At 38.7% G+C, this 21,182-nt stretch carries 17 protein-coding genes; 9 read left to right on the top strand and 8 right to left on the bottom strand.

What is annotated here, in order from left to right:
• Nucleotide 1: 1 nt before the first annotated feature.
• From IPP61_14895 to IPP61_14880, 4 genes are all read right to left on the bottom strand, one after another.
• Nucleotides 2–1,465 (bottom strand): HlyD family efflux transporter periplasmic adaptor subunit, encoded by a 1,464-nt coding sequence (locus tag IPP61_14895; protein MBL0326445.1) that lies wholly within the window; start codon nt 1,463–1,465, stop codon nt 2–4.
• Nucleotides 1,466–1,468: 3 nt separating this feature from the next.
• Nucleotides 1,469–3,619: a peptidase domain-containing ABC transporter gene (locus IPP61_14890; protein MBL0326444.1), complete on the bottom strand. Its 2,151-nt coding sequence runs from the start codon at nt 3,617–3,619 to the stop codon at nt 1,469–1,471.
• Between the two features lie 206 nt (nt 3,620–3,825).
• Entirely contained in the window at nt 3,826–4,128 is a 303-nt protein-coding gene (locus IPP61_14885; GenBank protein ID MBL0326443.1) for a hypothetical protein, read from the bottom strand.
• A 143-nt stretch (nt 4,129–4,271) separates the two neighbouring features.
• Entirely contained in the window at nt 4,272–4,601 is a 330-nt protein-coding gene (locus IPP61_14880) for a gliding motility protein GldC (protein ID MBL0326442.1), read from the bottom strand.
• Between the two features lie 332 nt (nt 4,602–4,933).
• Here IPP61_14880 and IPP61_14875 point away from each other — a divergent pair, with 332 nt between their 5' ends.
• The 4 genes from IPP61_14875 (at nt 4,934) to IPP61_14860 (ending at nt 7,540) form a co-directional block, all read left to right on the top strand.
• Nucleotides 4,934–5,179: a helix-turn-helix transcriptional regulator gene (locus IPP61_14875; GenBank protein MBL0326441.1), complete on the top strand. Its 246-nt coding sequence runs from the start codon at nt 4,934–4,936 to the stop codon at nt 5,177–5,179.
• Nucleotides 5,180–5,209: 30 nt separating this feature from the next.
• Nucleotides 5,210–6,208 carry a glycosyltransferase family 2 protein gene (locus tag IPP61_14870; protein MBL0326440.1) on the top strand — a complete coding sequence of 333 codons (999 nt, stop codon included), beginning with the start codon at nt 5,210–5,212 and terminating at the stop codon, nt 6,206–6,208.
• A complete protein-coding gene (locus tag IPP61_14865) occupies nt 6,205–6,984 on the top strand; it encodes a hypothetical protein (GenBank protein MBL0326439.1) in 780 nt (259 codons plus the stop codon). Before IPP61_14870 ends, IPP61_14865 begins: the two co-directional genes overlap by 4 nt.
• Before the next feature lie 253 nt (nt 6,985–7,237).
• A complete protein-coding gene (locus IPP61_14860; protein MBL0326438.1) occupies nt 7,238–7,540 on the top strand; it encodes a hypothetical protein in 303 nt (100 codons plus the stop codon).
• 58 nt (nt 7,541–7,598) lie between these two features.
• On the opposite strand, the gene IPP61_14855 is transcribed toward IPP61_14860, so the two are convergent.
• From IPP61_14855 to IPP61_14840, 4 genes are all read right to left on the bottom strand, one after another.
• Complete coding sequence (locus tag IPP61_14855) at nt 7,599–8,171, bottom strand: Crp/Fnr family transcriptional regulator (GenBank protein MBL0326437.1); 573 nt, start codon at nt 8,169–8,171, stop codon at nt 7,599–7,601.
• A 94-nt stretch (nt 8,172–8,265) separates the two neighbouring features.
• The gene (locus IPP61_14850; GenBank protein MBL0326436.1) at nt 8,266–9,297 is read right to left on the bottom strand and encodes an acyltransferase; all 1,032 of its coding nucleotides are present in this window, start codon (nt 9,295–9,297) and stop codon (nt 8,266–8,268) included.
• A gap of 26 nt (nt 9,298–9,323) precedes the next feature.
• Complete coding sequence (locus IPP61_14845) at nt 9,324–9,791, bottom strand: DUF1456 family protein (protein MBL0326435.1); 468 nt, start codon at nt 9,789–9,791, stop codon at nt 9,324–9,326.
• Between the two features lie 80 nt (nt 9,792–9,871).
• Nucleotides 9,872–12,247 carry an alpha-xylosidase gene (locus tag IPP61_14840; GenBank protein MBL0326434.1) on the bottom strand — a complete coding sequence of 792 codons (2,376 nt, stop codon included), beginning with the start codon at nt 12,245–12,247 and terminating at the stop codon, nt 9,872–9,874.
• 313 nt (nt 12,248–12,560) lie between these two features.
• Between IPP61_14840 and ssb the strand changes: the two genes are divergently transcribed.
• The 5 genes from ssb (at nt 12,561) to IPP61_14815 (ending at nt 20,876) form a co-directional block, all read left to right on the top strand.
• The gene (gene ssb / locus IPP61_14835) at nt 12,561–12,887 is read left to right on the top strand and encodes a single-stranded DNA-binding protein (GenBank protein MBL0326433.1); all 327 of its coding nucleotides are present in this window, start codon (nt 12,561–12,563) and stop codon (nt 12,885–12,887) included.
• A gap of 88 nt (nt 12,888–12,975) precedes the next feature.
• On the top strand, nt 12,976–13,320 hold the full coding sequence (locus IPP61_14830; protein ID MBL0326432.1) for a single-stranded DNA-binding protein: 345 nt from the start codon (nt 12,976–12,978) through the stop codon (nt 13,318–13,320).
• A 1,589-nt stretch (nt 13,321–14,909) separates the two neighbouring features.
• Nucleotides 14,910–17,354 (top strand): TonB-dependent receptor, encoded by a 2,445-nt coding sequence (locus IPP61_14825; protein MBL0326431.1) that lies wholly within the window; start codon nt 14,910–14,912, stop codon nt 17,352–17,354.
• A gap of 6 nt (nt 17,355–17,360) precedes the next feature.
• Entirely contained in the window at nt 17,361–18,422 is a 1,062-nt protein-coding gene (locus tag IPP61_14820; GenBank protein ID MBL0326430.1) for a DUF4249 domain-containing protein, read from the top strand.
• Nucleotides 18,423–19,499: 1,077 nt separating this feature from the next.
• Nucleotides 19,500–20,876, top strand: coding sequence for an aminopeptidase P family protein (locus IPP61_14815; GenBank protein MBL0326429.1), 1,377 nt, complete (start codon nt 19,500–19,502; stop codon nt 20,874–20,876).
• The last annotated feature ends 306 nt before the right edge of the window (nt 20,877–21,182 follow it).

Below are 21,182 nucleotides of genomic sequence, written 5' to 3'. Positions count from 1 at the left end.
CTTAACCTTTAATATATTTTCTGATCTCATAGAAAAGTTTCTCTATCAATCGCAATTCTTCCGTTACTACCTCAGCACCAGCTGTCATGCCTACTTTCATTTGTATCTTATTGTTTTTGCCTAAAGATTTTTGATCAGGCAAGGCAATTTTTAACAGATAAACTGAATCAAGAGGAATCTCACTCACATAAGCTACTTTTCCATCTACTGTGCCAAATTCCTGATAAGGATAACCGTCAAATTTCAGAATGACCCGCTGACCGGGCTTAATTTTCCCGATATTGTATTGACCCACGTACATTTCTCCATACCAATTGCCTTTTTCAGGCATCACGTACAACAGGTTTTCGCCGGCTTTAAGCATTTGGTTTTCCTGTATATTTTTGATAAACATCACTTTACCGTCGGCGACAGCCTTAATAAAATGCAATTCTTCCCAGTCCTGAATGTGCTGAAGCAAAGTACCCACCTCGAGTTCCAGTTTGTTTTCGTATTCTTTATCTGATTTTTTAAGATTCAGAATATCCTGGTTTTTCTGGTTGATCTGAAGTTTATTATTGTTGAGAGAAGTCACCAACTGATCATATTGGGCTTTTTTATTGAGCATTTTACTTTCAGAAGCCCTCAATTCGTTTTGAGATATCAGTTTTTTCCCAAAAAGCTTCTGCTGGTTTTGGTATTCGTCCCGTGCCAGATTATAATCTTTCTGGTAGTTGGACAATTGTTGCTGAATTTTATCGTCAATATCACGCAATTCCGAAATATCATTATTCAAAATGCTCATTCGCTGTGCCTCTACCCCACTCACGCCAAAAGATTCGGCAAGTATATAAGTATTGTAAAATGCCTGAAAATAGGGTTGTATTTCGCCCAGACCTTCAAACTGTGGGATATTTTCGATTCCTTTTTTGGACTGGCGGATATCGATCAGAGTTTGTTTTAGCTTAGCTACCTGAGTGGGTTCGGCCAGACTATGGATTCTGCCTAAAATCTGGTTTTTTACAACTTTTTGACCGTCTTTGACCAGCAATTCGTCGAGCAAACCTTCTTTTCTTGCTGCTACAGTTTTTGCCAAATCATTGCTTGTAATTTGCATTTTCCCTTTCACGAGATCAGGATACTGCACAAACCAACTGATGGCTAAAATCATCATTAACACAAATAATGTCCATGTACTTCCCCAGCGGATCAGCCAATTGGGTGGAGTTTCCAACACTTCAGTTACCAGGTCGCTTCTTTCGGGTTTACCCAGGCCTTTAAGTTTTAGCTCCGGTGGATTGTTTTTAACAGTTACCAGACCCAAATCTGCCATGCTGGTATTAATTCCTGCAAGTTTTGAAGATTTATATTCTTTTTTCTCAAAACCCTGATTCTGAACAGGATACTCAGCAGACTCCTGTGAGTTCATCAGAATCTTGATGCTCAGGTCGTCATTTGAATATTCTTTTTTAAAATCGCTGTTCATATTTTATCCGAGTTCGAGTTGATTTTTTACCAATGCATAATAGCTTCCTTTCTGTGAAATAAGCGATTGGTGATCGCCAATTTCTGTGATTGTGCCGTTTTCAAGCACTACAATCTGGTCTGCGTTTTTTACGGTACTCAGTCGGTGAGCAACCACGACAACCGTTTTTCCTTTAAAAAAATTATTCAGATTTTGCAATATAACCCGCTCATTATTAGCATCAAGTGCGTTGGTTGCTTCATCAAAAAATATCAGATTGGGATCTTTGTAAACCGCTCTGGCTATCAATATTCTCTGTTTTTGACCCTGGCTTATACCAATTCCTTCGTCCCCAATTTTTGTATTGTAACCGGCGGGTAACTGTTCAATAAATGGCAAGATGTTGGCCACTTTTACCGAATACAAAAGTCTTTGATAGTCTATCATATCAACACCCACTGCAATGTTTTTGGCGATAGAATCCGAAAAAATAAATCCTTCCTGCATAACGGTACCGCATTCTGCACGCCATGAGCTAGGCAATATGCTTGCCAGGCTGTTTTCTCCAATCATAATCTGCCCGGAAGTTGGTTCGTAAAATCTCAGGATTACCTTCAATAGCGTGGTTTTTCCGCTGCCACTGGAGCCCACTATTGCGGTCACTTTACCGCTGGGAATATTAAGATTGATATTGTTGAGTGTAGGTTTATCTATGCCCGGATAAGCAAAAGTGAGGTTTTGAATTTTAAGTCCTTCAGAAAGATCAAAATCATTGACAAAATTACTTTCCAATGGTTCTTCATCGGCAAGATTATGAATTTCGTTTAATCTTTCCAGACTGATTTTCGCGTCCTGGTAGTGTTGAATAAAGCCGACCAAACTGTCAATAGGGCCATTGAGCTGACCAACGATATATTGCAGGGCCATCATTCCACCCAGGGTGAGGTCACCTTCGATTACTGATTTGGCAGCAATGAACGAGATAATTATGTTTTTTCCTTCGTTGATAACCATCGCACCTGTACCCTGAAATTGCTCCAAAGCAAGGGTTTTTAGATTTAGCCGAAATATCTTAATCTGCAGATGCTCCCATTCCCAACGTTTTTCTTTTTCAGAATTGGTTAGTTTAATATCATGAACACCAGAAATCAACTGTATTATTTTCGACTGATTTTGAGCCGAATAATTAAACTTTGTATGGTTGAGTGTTCTTCTTTTTTTAAGAAAAAATCTTACCCAAAAAACATATAAAGCACCGCTAAAAAGATAGATTCCGAATATAGTGGTATCATAATATGCCAATACAAATCCAAAAACCAAGAATGTAAATGCATTGAATATAAAACTTAGCGTAGTACTTGATAGAAATTGCTCTATCTCATCATGGTCTCCGATACGTTGAAGTATATCCCCTGTCATTTTCGTATCAAAAAATGAAAGCGGGAGATTGAGCAGTTTAATCAGAAAGTCTGAAACGATGGTAAGATTGACCCTGGAACTGATGTGTAAAAGCAGCCAGCTTCGGATAAATTCCAGGCCTGCTTTTCCAAAAAACAACATCAACTGTGCTATAAATATCAAAAAGATGAAGTTGAGGTTTTTGGTCTGGATACCTGTATCGACCACCGATTGCGTCAAAAAAGGCAACACCATTGTAATGATCGTGCCTGCGATTAAACCTATAAATAGCTGAATGATGAGGTTTTTGTATTTGGCCAGGTAATTGGTAACCCGCTTAAAACTAAGCGAATCGGCTGGACCTTCATGCTCAAATTCTGAAAACTTTGGTGTGGTTTCGAGCAAAAGGGCTATTCCCTCCTTATCTTCAATACTAATCCAATGTTTTTCAAATTCCTCGCGGGTATAAACCAGGTTTTCTTTTCCCGGGTCTGCTACATAAACTTTATATTTTCCTGACTTTTTTTTGATATCATAAACCACCACAAAGTGATTTTGATCCCAATGGGCGATACAAGGAAGTGGGGCGTCGAGGAGTTGTTCAAAGTCAATTTTCACACCCAGTGACCTGAATCCCATCAATTCGGCTGCCCGGCTGATTCCCCGTAAAGAAACGCCTTCCCGGGTGATCATGCATTTATCACGCAGATATTGAATATCGACGGTTTTCCCATGATGTTTGGCCACCATTTTCAGACATGTGGGGCCACAGTCCATTTGGTCAAATTGTCGGTAATGGGTAAAATTCTTCGTCAAAATATCACTAGTGTTTCCTATTAATATTCAAATTTCATGCCGTAAAACACAAAAAAGGCTGGTGAAACCTCACCAACCTTTCTACTAAAATATCATGTTAATTTTCAAAAGGTAAATCTACTTTTTGGGCAACAAATGAATGTTTAAAGATTTACAATTTAAATTTCTTAGTTTGTCCAGATTTCTTCTACTACCGGAGGAGTAACTACAGGAGCCGGAGTACAAGATTTTGGAGCACCACAGCCAAAGCTGAAGCTAAAATTAATATCAAAACAAGAACGTACCGGAGCTGAATTACCACAAGATCTTTCAGGTCTGGTGTAACTTCCGCCACATGAATGTGATCTGGTTTGACAAGGGTTACAGCTATTTGATCTGCTGTGACCGTAGCTGCTTCCGCAACCACCTAAAATGTTTGTTGATTCGTTGCTTACTAAGCTAAAACCGATAAAATCATTGAAGTTTTTCATAATTATTCACTCTTTTTGGTATTCTGATGCCACAAAGTTGTAGAAACCAAATTGAATGAACTATATACCAAAGTATATAAAATGCAGTAATGCCCTTTTTTTCTTCAAAAAAGGCATAAATCTTTTGAATAAATTAATAAAAACTACTCTCCTACTTCGTTTTCAAGCAATGAGGTAATCTGAAAACACGCGTTGTCAATAATATTTCCCATAACATGGTCGTCGGTGGCTACCCTGACGGTCTCTGCTATTTTTTTCATGACTTCCAAATAAAATCCTTTTAGTTCGAGCGTGTGCATTTCTTTGTTCCACAAATCAATCACCATAGAGCCTCGTCCTTTTGCATCCCAAATACCAATCGTGATGGCCTTTGCTTCTTCAACTTCTACTCCTTCGTTGTTGCCCCACAGAATACGCTCGGGTGAATTGTTGGAGTCGGATAATATTTCGAAGTTTATTTGAGTGCTTTTCACAAAAAGAATTTTAATTCGATTATTATAAAGCAAATACTATGCCTGTTTTTTCAGTCTTGGGTATTTTTTTATAAAGACACATTAAAATAACCTAAAGTATTGATAATGTAATACTTATGAAAACAAAAATTCCCCAGCTTTAAATTCCATGATTTTCCTTAAAAATAATCAACAAAAAAAAATATTTTTTCAGCATTTTATGTAATTGTAAAACACTGTTTTTAAGGGGTTTATTATGCAAAATATCCCATTAGATAATTATATTAAAAAAACTATCCGGTGGTATAATTTTTGAAGTAATCCTTACACATTCGAGCTAAATAAAATAAATCATGGATAAAATGATTCTTCTAACCATCGGGAAAAACTTAAGAAAACTAAGATTATTTTTTGGTTACTCTCAGCAAGAGCTGTCTTATATTCTGGATGTAACCCAAACCACCTATTCCAAATGGGAAAGTGATTTGAAAACTCCGACTATCAGAAATCTTATTAAAGTGAGTCAGCTTTATAAAATTCCTTTAGAAGACCTTGTATATGACCAACTCAAGTTTGATCATATTCAAAGATCGGCCTAATTTATATTTTAACTAAAGGATTTTTTAAAAATGGTTGCACCAAAAATTTCGTTTTGCACAACGGTAATGAATCGTTTGCACCATATCCAGAAAACCCTCCCTCAAAATATTGTAGATAACAATGATTATACCAATATCGAATGGGTGATTCTGGATTACAACTCTAATGACGGTCTGGAGGAATGGTATTCTGCCAATGCAAATGTGTTGGGTGAGAATGTTAAATATTTCAGAACCAACGAACCCTCACATTACAAAAGAAGTCATTCCAGAAATATGGCTTTCAGATTGAGCACCGGTGATATTTTGGTCAATCTTGATGCCGACAACTATGCCGGCAGATCATTTGCAAGATATATTAGCAAAATGTTTATCAATCATCCCGACTCTTATCTGGCTGCCAGTGAGAATATATCGGCTGATGTCTCAGGCAAAATATGCGTTTCAAGAAATGATTTCTTCGCCATTGGTGGTTACGACGAAACTATTGAAAGTTATGGTTTCGAAGATTTTGATTTGAAAGAAAGGCTGGAAAAATATGGCGTAAAACGATTGACATTTGAAAATTCAGAGTTTTTGAAAGCTATCAGTCATTCGGTCCATGAAAGAATAAAAAACGAATATCTCTATAAAAATCTGGAAAAACTTTTTATTGAGAGAATCAGTCCTATGAAGGCAAGATTGATTTTTATTACTAAAGATGGAAAATATGAAAGTGCTGAAATCGTGGATTGTCAGATGAGATATGAAGGTTTACATGTAAAACCCTTAAACCAGAAATTCAGATTTGTGATAGTGGAAAACTCGATAGAAAAAGGTAATTTTTCGACAGGGATTTTGCACAACTCTATTGAAATCATCAATCAGAAGACAATTCATAATATAATCTATTTTTATTCTCAGCTTCAAAGTAAGCCTTTGATTCTCAAAAAATCGGATAACAAAGATTATGCTGCCAATATCAATGGTTTTGGCAACGGTAAAATATTAAATGCATTCGAACCTATAAGCTCCCCTATCGCAATATGAGTACACTTTTACTAAAAGACATTGACTGGCAGGGTGTAATGATTTTTACCGCCAAGGAACATTGGCTGGACATACTCACTAACCTTAGAAAAAAGGCCGAGGGGAATCCTTTCTTTTTTTTCTTTGACAATGAAAGAGGGAGCCACCTGAAGGTATTTTTCAAAAACAACAAACTTTCATTCCTCGATAATCTGGAAAAAAGTTTTGAGTCTTATGAAAAAATTGATAATTCAAAATATCAGGATCCGATTTTTCCAAATTTCGAAATCAACACGATCCACCGTTTTCAATATATTTCTGAAAACAGTGACATTCAATTACCTGAAAAGGCCGGAGTGTCGTTGACCGTAGAATTGGTATCAAAAATCTCTAACATTATCATTGGGGCCTTGGGATACAATTCGTTTTTCCTTGAAGAAAAAAACAGGGTAAACTTTGCTTTGCAACTTGCATTTTTGAGTCCGGTAAGGAAATCTGCTCAGGAAAAAGCTGAATTACTAAATTATTGCACTGAACCTGAAATATTAAATATAGACCACGGTCTTCTGGAATTCTACGAAGAGATTCAAACCATTGAGTCGGAAGATGAACCCATCGAATACTGGGTGAAATCATGGATAGGACTATGCGAAAGCCATTTGAATCTTAAAAGCTTTGATTTTATTTTTGATTTGATATGTCAGATACTCGAAATAAGGGATTTCAGTGAAAAAGTAAAAAACACACTACTGGCTGCGATTAAATCCGAATTGGGAGAAGATCATAAGGAAAAATAAGCACGTAAGCCGACTTTCTGGTATGCTAAGCTAGATGGAGTTTTAGAATTGAAAAAGTCAATTTTTGATATTTCAATTTAAAATTGTGCAAAAACCATGCCTGATTCTATAGATATTTACTATTTTGATATAAATCAAAAAGTATAATTCCTGCTTGTTTAAGTTAATCTTATTTATCTACATTTGTAGCCATAGGATCAGAATTCTATGGTTATGATTCGAAACTATTATTAACTATTAAACATAATTAAAGATGAAATCTCTCGACAAATTTGCAGGATTAGAAATTAAAAACACCGAAGAAGTAAAAGGCGGAACATTTGGATTACTTTCTGGTTTGTTTGGTGGTTGCGGATATACTCAACCTAAAACATGTTACACTCCTCCGGTTAACAATTGCTATACTCCTCCAAAAAACAATTGTTACACTCCTCCACAAAACTCTTGTGGAAACGGTGGTTACCAACAGCCAACACCTCCTTCTTGTACTCCTAAGCCAAATAACTGCAATTCAGGATTTAGCTGGAATTTCAGTTTTAGCTTTGGATGTAGATAATTGCACATTCTCTACAAATAAGTAGGACAATGCCTGTAGCTATGCTGCGGGCATTTTTTTATGTGCAAATTTGGCTTCGCATTCGGCTAAGCGTTTCCTGGCTCATTCCCAGATAAGAAGCAATATGCCCCAAAGGCACCCTCTGAATAAGGTAAGGCTGGGTTTCCATCAATCTTTCGTACCGTTGCAAGGCACTTTCAGACCTGATAGAATACAACATACTATCGGCATCAATAAAGATTTTTTCGTATAATTTCCTCACATAATCATTAAAAACCACATGCTTCTGAAGCAAATACTGAATGTGATCGTATTTCAGAAAAAATACCTCAGTGTATTCCAAAGCCTGGATGTTTTCGAGAGAAGGAACTTGTAAAAGATAACTCTGTGGAGAGGTTATTATACTATGTTCAATGGAAAAAGCCGTAGTTATTTCTTTGCTCTCGTTACAGGTAAAAGAACGGCAACAACCCTTTTCGATATAATAAATACCCTCGCAAACATTGCCTTCCCTGAGCAAATACGCATTTTTCTGAAATACCAAACCCTGGAAATAGGATGCTATTTCGAGCTGAATATCCATCTCAAACTTCTTGTATTCTTCGACCAAATCAAATTTCAGTTTAACCATTAAATTGCCTAAAGGGTAGTAATAACAATGCAAAAATTGTACCACTTAATAAGCTGGAAGAATTGGGAAACTGGTATTTTGAAAGGGCCCTGGTTTATTTTTTTAATAAGTTAGCAAAAAACTTTTCGTAATAATTGGCCACTAAATAAGAAATAATAACAGAGCCAACTAAGGTCAAAATATACCGGGAATGCGGAGGATAATGCAGGTGTTTTAACAAGTTTGACAACATTATTTTTCCGGTAAAAACATATACAATTGGATGCATCAGATATAATGTAAAACTGATTTCTCCCAGTAGATTAAGTATGCTGTGAATAATACCCGGAGCCTTGCCGGAGATTTTGAATACCCCGAAACAAATCAGTAAACAGCTTACCAGAAATACGATTCTGTTCCATCCATAAATGATTTTTATAGCATCACCATTTGCGGGATAAAAAACAAAAATCAAAACACCTATTGAAATTATTATCAGGCTATTGATAACCTTCAACTGTGTGTTTTGAAATAAATATCCCATTAACATTCCCAGGAAAAAATAGAAATATTGGTTGAGTGGGTTTACGTAATTTGTCCATTGTTGAGGGAGTGTTTTAGTAGGGTCAAAAACTACGAAAGTGAAGTATAAAAAAATGGCAGCAAATGTAAATCCTAATATCCAGATGCCATACTTTACCTTCTTAATTATATACAATGACAATATAAACAAAATATAAAAAGCCAGGACATTGCCGATAGACCAGGCACCTGTAGAAAGATAGGCCTCCCATTTTACAAAACCAAATAGCCCCGTGAGATTTAGAAGAATATCAATCATTGCAGGCATTTTTGGCCGGAGATAAATAGAAATAAATGTTACCAGCCACAGTAAAGGATAAATCCTTATAAAACGCTTTTGAATAAATTGAAGAATGGCACTTTTCTCAAAACTAAATTTCTTCTCATATACCAAATAGAGTGTCAACCCACTTACAATATAAAATATCGCAACACCAAATATCCCAAAGCGACCCAAAGCAGAGTCCATATTTAAGGGGCCGGTTTCCCAGATAGTTAAATGGTAAACCATAATACCGACTGCGGCCAGACCTTTAAGATAATCAATGGAATAATATCGTTTCATAGGTAACCTATTGTTTAATAATAAAATCAGGATGCCGCACTTCTATGTTTTTTGGCCAGGCCTTCCAGGAAGTTCCTCAAAAACTGGTCTTTACATTCCCGATACTGCGGTTGAGATGGGTTTCTGAATATCGCACTGATCTCATGCTTACTGATTTTCATTCCCACCTGATCATAAATATCAATGATATCCTCGTCTTTCAGATTTAAAGCAATTTTTATTTTTCTGAAAATAATATTGTTGTTGAGCTGTTTTTCGGGCTCGGGCATTCCTCCCTCTTTGGGTCCTCTGAAATTTACGATAAATCCGTTAAGATAGTGAGCAAAAATCCTGTCGTTGAGCGGCTTATGCTTTTCATCTTCTTCTTTTTTGAGATAATCACTCAGGTCAGCCCGATTGACTTCAAAACCTCCCATGGAAAAGATTTTCATCATTTTATCATCACCAAAATCAAATGCATACCGAAGTCTTCTCAGAATATCATTGTTTTTCATCAGTCCAAATTTTTCACAAAAATAAATAAAAAAAAAGGCCTTTCGGCCTTTTTCTCCTCATAGAACTATTAAAACAACAATTAAAAGTTTTTAACACTAAGGGTAAGTTTAGTGCTTGTGGAATCAATCGTAACGTTGAATTTATTTCCTTTTTGGATTAAGCCTACATTAATTATGTCAGTATTGCCGGGCAAAAACAAGGGTAATTTGCCAGATACCTGTGCACTTCCATATTTCACCAGCGTGATTTTTGACCAGTCAATTTCTCCGGTGTGCTGTACGACCTGCTCTGTTTGCGGAATCACAGCTCCATCTCTCACCAATATTATGGCCTGAATGGCACCGGTTTTCAATTTCAAATATTGTCCGCCTTCATATTTTGCACCGCTCTGAAAATCAACCCATTTACCTTTAGGCAGATACACCTCTCTTTCTGATTTTCCGGTTTCAAATATCGGAGCTATCATCATATCCGCACCAAACATATACTGATTGTCCACATTCCATGCACCTCTGTCGTCTGGAAACTCTACCAATAATGCTCTGGTCATTGGAAGTCCTTTCATGGAAGAAAGTTTGGCCTGTGTGTAGATATAAGGCATCAGACGGTATTTGGTATCCGTTACATTCCGGAAGTAATCTTCGAAATCTTTGCCGTAATCCCAAGGTTCTTTGGGAGGTTGACCATGGCAACGCGAATGCGAGGCAAAAATGCCCATTGGTAGCCAGCGACGATAAAGCTCCTCATTGGTTCTTTGGGTAAAACCCCCGATATCATGACTCCAGAAAGTAAATCCACTTACACCTAATGACAAACCGCCACGCAATTCGGCTGCCATACCCATGTCGGTACTTTCTGCATCTCCACCCCAGTGCAATGGATACCTCTGGCTACCTGCCCATGTACTGCGGGCCCAAATAATACGCTCATTGTTAATCTCTTGCGTAAGATCAGAAACAATTTTATTGTATCTTAAAGGATAAAGATTATGCTCATAAAATCCGGTGCGACCGTTGGAATAAATGCCATAAAGCGGAGCCGTCTCACCAAAATCAACTTTAATGGCCGATACGCCCAATTTCAAAAGTCCACCTATTTTATCTCTGTACCATGCGATGGTTTCAGGATTGGTAAAGTCCAGAACGGCATCTTCATAAGGTATTCCACCCGTAGCATTTTTTACATTAAGGCCTTTTTTTATGATTTCATTAAACAATACATTTTTAGGCACAAAATATGGCAATTGCCACAAGCAGGTCTGAATCCCTACTTTCTTGAAATCGGCGATCATCTTCACCGGATCAGTGAAACGGTTTTTAGAAAACTCATAATCACAACGCCAGTCGGTTTCAAACCATCCGGTATCAAAATGTATAACATCTGCCGGAATTTTATGTTCTCTGAGCTTGGTCACGATATCCCGACCGTCTTTTTCAGAAAAATAGGTAATGCGGCTCATCCATAGTCCAAATGACCACAAGGGAGGCATGGGTGCTTTGCCGGTGAGATTGGTGTATTCGTCCAGAATATCTTTGGGTTGACCCAAAAACACAAACAAATCCAGGCTTTCGTCACCTATCATTAGTGCATTGACGGCCCGGTTTGTATTCCCAAAATCGCAGGTGATGGGCGTAGAAGTATGCATAAACATACCGTAACCTTTGTTGCTTAAATAAAACGGAATGGGTTTGTACATTTCGTGTGACTCCACGCCATTGGCATCTGTGGTACAAAGCACTACTTTATCACCGACTTTATCGAAGTTAACAAATGACTCCCCACAACCAAATATCTTTTCGTCGGGTGAAAGTGCAAAGGCAGCATTGACACTGCGACTATAATCAAATTTCCTTCGGATAAAACCAAAAGGCATGGTAGGCTTGTAAGACGGGCGACCATCAACCTGGTGTCTTGTTTGGGTTATAAGATTGCCCGCCGCATCAAAAAATTCTATTTTCCAGGGTGCTGTGCTTAAAACCACCGAACCGTGAGCACTTTTGTAGGTGTGCTTTCCGGCTGAGAAACTATATGCCCAGTTGTTTAGTGCCACCGGTTCTTTGACCAGCATCAAAGAAGCCTCATTGTAATTGCCTTTGGTGCCGGTTTCCATTTTTATCCTAACCGTACGGTCAGAGACGAACTCCAAAGAAAAAGGCAAAACAGGGTCAGCAGCATATTCAGTTGCAGGAAACTCGTTGTTTCCAACTTTTCTCCATGAGAACTGGGTATTGCTGAATGCATGCCCTCCCATGGCCTCATGACGAAGATATTTTACAGTTCCCTTTCCGGTTTTGGGGTCAAAGGAGGTAAGACTATCGGCAAAAAAATAGTAATTGGAATGATCCCGAAAATCAGGACTGATGTCAAGAGGTTCATTCAAAAGCGTAGGACGCGACTGAGCCCAAACCATAGCAGGTAAAAGGACCAAAGCCATCATCCATTTCGAAGCTTTCATTTATTTTAAGGTTTTTATAGCCACGAAATTAAACAATAAATGTATATGTGACAATTATTTTTTCGGATATTTTTATGGGTTAAAAAACGATTCTCTTCTTCTAAGTATTTTATTTCTAAAAATTTTAAATCCATAATTCATATTCATAATTTACTAATTATCATAACCTTACCCGACAACAAACGACTACAATCGCTTATATCCGAATACAAACGATTAATAACCGAATCAGTTTCCGGCACTGCCCCAACTTTGCAACATCAATTCGAAAACGAGTTGGAATTCAAAACTTAAACAATTAAATATTACAATTATGAACGCAGTAAAATTAATCGGAAACGTAGGACAAGATGTAAACGTGATGAACTTTGAAAATGGCAAAAAAGCAAGTTTCAGCCTGGCCACCAATGAAAGTTACAAAGACAAAAACAATCAGGAAGTAAAGAATACCACCTGGCACAATGTAATAGCCTGGGGCAAAACCGCCGACGTATGTCAGAGCCTGCTTTCGAAAGGCAAGCTGGTGCAAATTGAAGGTAAAATCAGCTACCGTCAGTACATCAATGCTCAGAATTTCAAGGTAAACGTAACCGAGATCGTCGCTTTCAAAGTGGAAGAGTTTAAACCCGAGAAAAAATAAGATAACTGCCAGCAATCAGCTGCAAAATTGCACATTATCACATTAATCATTAGCATATTATTAATTAACACATTAGCACATTAGAATCATGAATCAGGTAAAATTAATCGGCAACGTGGGCAGTACCCCCACCATCAAGGTATTCGAAAATTCAAAACTGGCGAGCTTTAGTCTCGCTACTAAAAACACCTTCCAGACCCGAAATCAGGAAGAGAAAACCACCACCCAATGGCACAAGATTGTGGCCTGGGGCGAAAATGCCAAAAAGGCTGAGGAACTAATCGAAAAAGGAAAGTTGGTAGAAATCGAGGGCAGCCTCCAGACCCGCAACTATGTGAATCAGTACAATCAGAAGGTGTATATTACAGAAGTGGTGGCCTACAAGATTACTGAGAAGGCTTCTGAAAAGAAAGAAAGGAAGTTTTTTCTCTGAAACAAAAAAAGAAAGTCTTCGTGCTTCATTCTGTGCTGGTCCGAAAAATGGGCTTTACCGGAATGGCACGGAGATTTTTCTTTAGGTAGAGTATATTGTGTAAGAAGTTACACAAAAAGCACAAAGATTACATTGGTTTTTTTGGAAGGAATTCTTGTTGGTAATGTGCTAATTAATAATGGGTTAATGTGCTAATAAATAATGTGCTAATGTGCTAATGGGTTTTTGGAATCGTAGGTTGGAATCCCAACTTAATGTTCTTCATTTCTTAATTTACATTAATATTTCAGAAAAATAGGAGAATTGTTTTAACATGAAGGGCATTAAGGGATAAGATCATTAAGAAATATGTCTTTGAGTAATAACTGGAACCCCAGCAATGCTCTTCATTTCTTAATCTATCTTAATGTTTCAGAATAATTGGAGAATAAATTAACCATGAAGGGATTAAACTCATGAAAGAAAATGCCTTTGCGAATCTTCGTGGCTCCTTTGCGTTTTTTGTGGTTTTATTGTTACGCAAAAGACACAAAGAAGACGCAAAAGGCACAAAGATTACATTGGTTTTTTTGGAAAGAATTCTTGTTGGTAATGTGCTAATTAATAATGTGCTAATGTGCTAATGGGTTTTTGGAATCGTAGGTTGGAATCCCAACTTAATGTTCTTCATTTCTTAATTTACCTTAATATTTCAGAAAAATAGGAGAATTGTTTTAACATGAAGGGCATTAAGGGATTAAGATCATTAAGAAATATGTCTTTGAGAAATAACTGGAACCCCAGCTTAATGCTCTTCATTTCTTAATCTATCTTAATGTTTCAGAATAATTGGAGAATAAATTAACCATGAAGGGATTAAACTCATGAAAGAAAATGCCTTTGCGAATCTTCGTGGCTTCTTGGCGTTCTTTGTGGTTTTATTGTTACGCAAAAGACACAAAGAAGACGCAAAAGGCACAAAAATTTAATTGGTTTTTTTGGAAAGAATTCCTACTGGTAATGTGCTAATTAATAATGTGGTAATGTGCCAATGGGTTTTTGGAATCGTAGGTTGGAATCCCAACTTAATGATCTTCCTTTCTTAATCTATCTTAATATTTCAGAAAAATAGGTGAATTGTTTTAACATGAAGGGCATTAAGGGATTAAGATCATTAAGAAATATGTCTTTGAGAAATAACTGGAACCCCAGCTTAATGTTCTTCACTTCTTAATCTATCTTAATGTTTCAGAATAATTGGAGAATAAATAAACCATGAAGGAATTAAGGGCATGAAGGAAAATGCCTTTGCGAATCTTTGTGGCTCCTTGGCGTTTTTTGTGGTTACTCTTTATTCTCGCAAAGACGCTAAGACGCAGAGTTTATTATAGTAAGTAACCGAGGAAATGCATATTCCCGGTTTTTATAAGATGAAAATACCAAATCGTAAATCCAAAATCAAATCAATCGTAAATCGTTAATCGTAAATCGTTAATCGTTAATCGTAAATCCCAAATCGTAAATCTTTCTTTTTTTAAAAAACATAAAATATTCTCCCTCATTTTTCCGTTAAGAAGGCACTATAAACTATTACAAAAAAACGACACACCATGCGAAAACACCACGCTTTGCTTTTGCTATGTTTATTTTTTATCCAGGCAAAACTTTCGGCACAAACCAACGCCACCATTAGCGGCTATGTCCGTGAAAAAGGTTCAAAAGAATTACTCATCGGGGTAAATGTGTATGTTCCCAGCCTTTCAACGGGCATCAGCACCAATACTTACGGGTTTTATTCCCTCACTTTACCCAAAACAGACTCTCTAACCCTGGTTTTTTCATTTGTGGGTTATTCCAAAAAAAATGTAAAACTACCTTTTAACCGCAATCAGGAATTTAATGTAGAGCTGGAATCAGACCTCGTGCTTGACGAGCTCATCGTCAATGCCCAAAGACAGGAAAATGCACTTTCAGAAACTCCTCAGATGAGTAAGATTGATATTCCTGTCAATCAAATCAAGAAGATTCCAACCTTGTTGGGAGAAAAAGATGTGCTGAAGGTGATTCAGTTGATGCCCGGCGTGCAAAAAGGCTCGGAGGGCTCCTCCGGATTGTATGTACGTGGGGGTGGCCCCGACCAGAATCTGATCATACTCGACGACGCCAACGTATATAATGCCAGCCATTTGTTTGGGTTTTTCTCTACTTTCAACGGCGATGCCATCAAAAGTGTGGAGCTCACCAAAGGCGGATTCCCTGCACGATATGGTGGCCGGCTGTCGTCAGTAGTCGAAATGAACATGAAAGATGGCAACAAACAAAAGCTAAGCGGGGAAGGTGGAATTGGCCTGATCTCCTCCAGATTGGTGTTGGAAGGCCCCATAAGATTAAACAAAAACAAACCGGTGAAAGCTTCCTATATTGTTTCGGGCCGAAGAACCTATCTTGATATTGTTTCCAGACCCTTCATTGCTGCCCAAAATAAAAAATCGGGTATAGATGGAACAGGAGGTTATTTCTTTTATGATTTGAATGCAAAACTAAACTTTGAGCTGGGTAGTAAGGACAAATTGTATCTGAGTGGATATTTTGGCAGAGATATTTTTTCTATCAAATCCAATTCAAGCACCGAGACTTTCAAAAACGGAATCAACTGGGGCAATGCTACGAGTACGCTCCGATGGAACCATCAGTTTAATCAAAAACTTTTTGCCAATACTTCCCTGATATTCAGTGACTATCGGTTTAATATTTCGGGAGAAGAAAAAATAAAAGACACAGAAAACGACAGAGAATCCAGCTTTCTGATCAATTATCAGTCTGCCATAAGGGATTTTTCATTGAAATATGATCTTGACTTTTTCCTCAATCGCTATCATACTATTCGCTTCGGTCTGCAAACCACCGCTCACCATTTTACACCTGAGGCCAGCATCCTGAAAGACTCCCAAAGCAATCTAAATTTTGAAAATAAAAAAACGCTCAACACCATAGAATCAGGAATTTATATCGAAGACACCTGGCATCCGGTGGAAAATATCAAAGTAAATGCCGGGCTTAGATTTTCACATTATCTCACCGACGGCAAGCAGTACTTCAAACCGGAACCCAGAATATCAGCTTCTTATAAGTTAAGCAAAGACATGGCCCTGAAGGCATCGTATGCCGAAATGAACCAATATTTACATTTGCTTTCCAATACGGGCATCGGATTGCCCACCGACCTGTGGGTGCCATCGACTACCAAAACTCCGCCCCAACATTCACGGCAGTTTGCTATGGGATTGGCCAAGGACCTCAATGAAGCCAAAGGCATCAGCATCACGCTGGAGGGGTATTATAAAAACATGAACCGGATCATCAACTATAAAGAAGGGGCCAGCTTCCTGGAAATAGGTTCACCCGAAGTCACCGATAAAAATAGCTGGGAAGACAAGATTACCTCCGGCAACGGGGAATCTTACGGGATAGAGTTTTTGCTCCAGAAAAAGATCGGTAAGTTTTCGGGCTGGGCGGGATATACGCTTTCCAAGACAGTCTGGAAGTTCCCTGAGCTCAACTTCGGGCAGGAGTTTTTCCCGAAATACGACAGACGGCATGATATCTCTCTTGTGGGAATCTATGAAGTCAGCAAACGCATTACACTATCTTCCACATGGGTTTATGGTACAGGAAATGCCCTCACGGTGCCAATTTCTGAATATTCGGCTTATGTTAATGGGGGTAGTTCTAACCCCGGATGGACCAGTAATGGCGTTTTTCCTTACCAAGTGAATGAATACGGCGGAAAAAACAGTTTCAGAGCAGAACCTTACCATCGTCTGGATTTTGGGATTCAGTTTCATAAACAGAAAAGACGGCATGAACGCACCTGGGACTTTAGTTTGTATAATGTCTATAATCGCAAGAATCCGTTTTTCTATACGGTCGGCTCCAATCTGTCCAATAATTTCTTTGGAGGAAATAATTTCCAGAATATTGACCAAAAAATGGTCTTGAAACGCTATTCTTTGTTTCCGATCGTACCTTCTTTCAGCTATAACTTTAAATTCTAAATTCCCATGAAATCAAAATATTTTTCTTTCGTAAATATTATAAAGGTACGTTTCCTGAAAGTACTCTTTCCTGTCTTTTTGGGCAGTTTGCTTTTTTCTTGTGAAACTATCATTGACGAGATCGACCCTTCGAAGTTTCCAGGTCTGGAACAAAAACTCGTGATGGCTTCATTTATTTGTCCGCAGGATACCGTTCTGAGAGTTTTTTTAAGCAAATCTTTGCCTATTTATTCAGAGATTCCGAAATATGAGCCCGTGAAAGTGCTAGGTTCTTCCGGTGATTCCATGTTGTACTACAGAAATATTATTTATGTAAAAAATGCTTTGGTAGAGATCAGTGATGGGGTAACGAAAGGGACTTTTACGATGAATCCCACAAACTATGAGTATGAATTGAGAGGTTACAAGATTGTACCGGGAAAAACATATACCCTGAAAGCAACTGTTGAAAACTTTAAAGTAGAAGCGACTGCAACTGTGCCAAAGGAAGTACCCGAGATAGAAAATCTAAAGATTACGCAATTTACAAATTACAATCAAGGCTTTCGTGCCGATACAGTAAATGGATTTAAAATGACTTTCGATTGGAAAGACCTTCCTAATCAGGAAAATTATTACAAGCTTTTTGCCGAATACAGTAATTATCAGAAATATCCTAAAGAGTTTGCTGCCGTTACTAATCATATAGGAATAATAAAAAACTACAGTTCTTTTTTCTGGAATAAAAGTGAGTTAAACGATGAAGAAGACCTTATAAGCGACAACCTGGTGGATGGGAAAACGATATATAGCCCTACAGGTCAGGGATATGAAGGATTTAGTACTTATTGTAACAATAATGGGTGCTTTAAATCTGAAATTTTAAAAAACATGCCTCAGCTATTTGATATTCAGCTATGGAATATCAGCAAAGAAATGTATTTGTATATGAAGTCGGTACGGCAGTCTTCGGGAGCGTCGGACAATCCTTTTTCTGAGCCTGTGCCGGTGTTTACCAATGTCAAAAATGGTTTGGGGTGCTTTGCTGCTTACAATAAAAGGGTGATTGTGATGGAAAATAAGTTTTGAACCGGGCTTTGGAGGAGAGTGAAAAGGTTTGGGAAAATTCAATTCCGGAAAAATCTTTTTCTCTTTTCATAATCTGGAAGAACTATTTTTGTAAAGTCCTACCAAAACCTCACCCCAACCCTCTCCAAAGGGAGAGGGAGCTCATTCTGCAAATGAATATAATTGCAGTTTAAAAACGGTCAATGTTATTTTGGATTAGATAATTAATTAATAGTAAATTCCAAAAGAACTATTTATGTAAAAACCTACCAAAACCTCACCCCAACCCTCTCCAAAGGGAGAGGGAGCTCATTCTGCAAATGAATATAATTGCAGTTTAAAAACGGTCAATGTTATTTTGGATTAGGTAATTAATTAATAGTGAATTTCAAAAGGGCTATTTATGTAAAATCCTACCAAAACCTCACCCCGACCCTCTCCAAAGGGAGAGGGAGCTCATTCTACAAATGAATATAATTGTAGTTTTAAAACTGTCAATGTTATTTTGGACTAGGCAATTAATTAATAGGGAATTCCAAAAGGACTATTTATGTAAAATCCTACCAAAACCTCACCCCAACCCTCTCCAAAGGGAGAGGGAGCTCATTCTGCATATGAAAAAAATTGGAGTTTAAAAACGGTCAAAGATAATTAGGAATTGACAAATCGTCAATCAAACAAATCCTGCCCCTACCCCAAAGGGGGAATGGTTTATTGAAAAATCGTAAATCGTAAATCCAAAATCGTAAATCAAATGCCTTTGGGAATCTTCGTGGTTCCTTTGCGTTTTTTGTGGTTTATCTTTATTCTCGCAAAGACGCTAAGACGCAGAGTTTATAATAGTAAGTAACCTGGGAAATTCTCATGCTTGGGTATTTATAATGTGAAATCAAAAATCGTTAATCGAATCAATCGTAAATCAAATCAATCGTAAATCCCAAATCAAAAACCATAAATCTACTCAAATTATGCTTCCTAGCCCCTCTCCTCTGGAGAGGGGTACCCGAAGGGTGGGGTGAGGTTCAATCAAAATATTTCTCCCTTCCACCTCCCATTCATTCGGCAGAATATTTAATTTTGAGAAAAAACTATCAATCGATGAAACTCTTCTCAACCGAAACTTATATCAACAGACGTTCCGCCCTGAAAAACGCCGTGGGCTCAGGCCAGATATTGATTCTGGGCAACAACGAGTCGCCCATGAATTATACCGACAATACCTACCGCTTCCGGCAGGACAGCAACTTCCTGTATTTCTTCGGTATCAGCCTTCCCGGTCTGGCGGCTTGGATTGATATTGACAAAAACGAGGAGATCATCTTTGGGCACGAATACACCATCGACGACATCATCTGGATAGGCCGGCAGGAGCCGCTGCATGTTTTGGCCAATAAGGTAGGCGTCAACACGGTGTTTGAGCCGGAAAAACTCGCAACTAAAATCAGTCCGGCGGTGATGTACCTCCCACCCTACCGTCATGACAATAAGATATTGCTCAGCAATTTATTGAATATAAGTTTGGGCCAGCTGGCTCCTTCGGAATCGCTGACCAAGGCCGTCATCAGCCTCAGGATGCACAAAGCCCCTGAGGAGATCGCCGAAATGGAAAAGGCCGTCAACATCACCCGCGAGATGCATCTGGCCGCCATGCGTGCCACCAAAGGCGGGAAATATGAATACGAGGCCGTGGCCAAAATCATGGAGACCATGCACCGCCACCATGCCGAGCTCAGCTATCCTGTGATATTCTCAGTCAACGGACAGACCCTCCACAACCATTACCACGGCAACCTCATGGAGAAAGGGCAACTGGCCCTCAACGACTCAGGTTGCGAGACCGACATGTGCTATGCCGGCGACATCACCCGCACGTTTCCTGTGAACGGGAAGTTTAGCGAGGCCCAAAAAGAAATATATACTGCCGTGCTCGATATGCTCGAAAGCAGCACTGCCCTGCTCAAACCCGGCCTGATGTACCGCGACGTGCATATCAATGCCAACCGCATCCTGCTGGGGCATCTGAAAAACATTGGTCTGGTCCATGGCGACGTTGAAGAAATGCTGGCTGCCGGTGTGGGCGGGCTATTTATGCCGCATGGCCTGGGGCACAACATCGGTCTGGATGTACACGACATGGAAGACCTCGGCGAAAACCTCGTGGGCTACCGCGAAGGCCTCGCCCGCAGCACCCAGTTGGGCTTACGATCGCTCAGGATGGCCCGTGAGCTCGAAACCGGCAATGTGATCACCGTGGAGCCGGGCTGCTATTTCATACCCGAGTTGATAGAAAAATACAAAGCCGAGGGCATATTTAAGGAATATGTAAACTATGCCCAGCTGGAAGCCTACTATGACTTTGGAGGCGTGCGTATCGAAGACAATGTGCTCATCACCGACACCGGCCACCGGGTATTGGGTGAGCGTATCGCCAAGACTATCGCAGAAGTCGAAGCCGTAATGGCCGGGGGATTTTAAGGATTTCTTTGTGTTTATTTTGTGCAGGTTTTTAATACCGCAAAGCACCCAAAGAAAATATCTTAATGCCCTAATGGTAATAATATTATGGGCACACGGTTAAACACCAATGAGACACAGATAACTTTGTGTCTTTTGTGCCTGCTTTGTGGTTTTTGTGTTAGGCTTTATTTTACCACTATTCTTAATGCCCTTTATTCCTTAATGGTAATGGCACACGGATGAGCACGGATATGACACGGATTACTTTTAACCACCATGTCAGCCTGACCACATTATGGCGTGGCGAAGACCACGATAGTTAAA

The sequence above is a fragment of the Cytophagaceae bacterium genome (genome assembly GCA_016722655.1).
Lineage (GTDB): Bacteria > Bacteroidota > Bacteroidia > Cytophagales > Spirosomataceae > Leadbetterella.
Note: the sequence above shows the minus strand (reverse complement) of the source record. Positions and strands in the feature narration are given on the sequence as shown.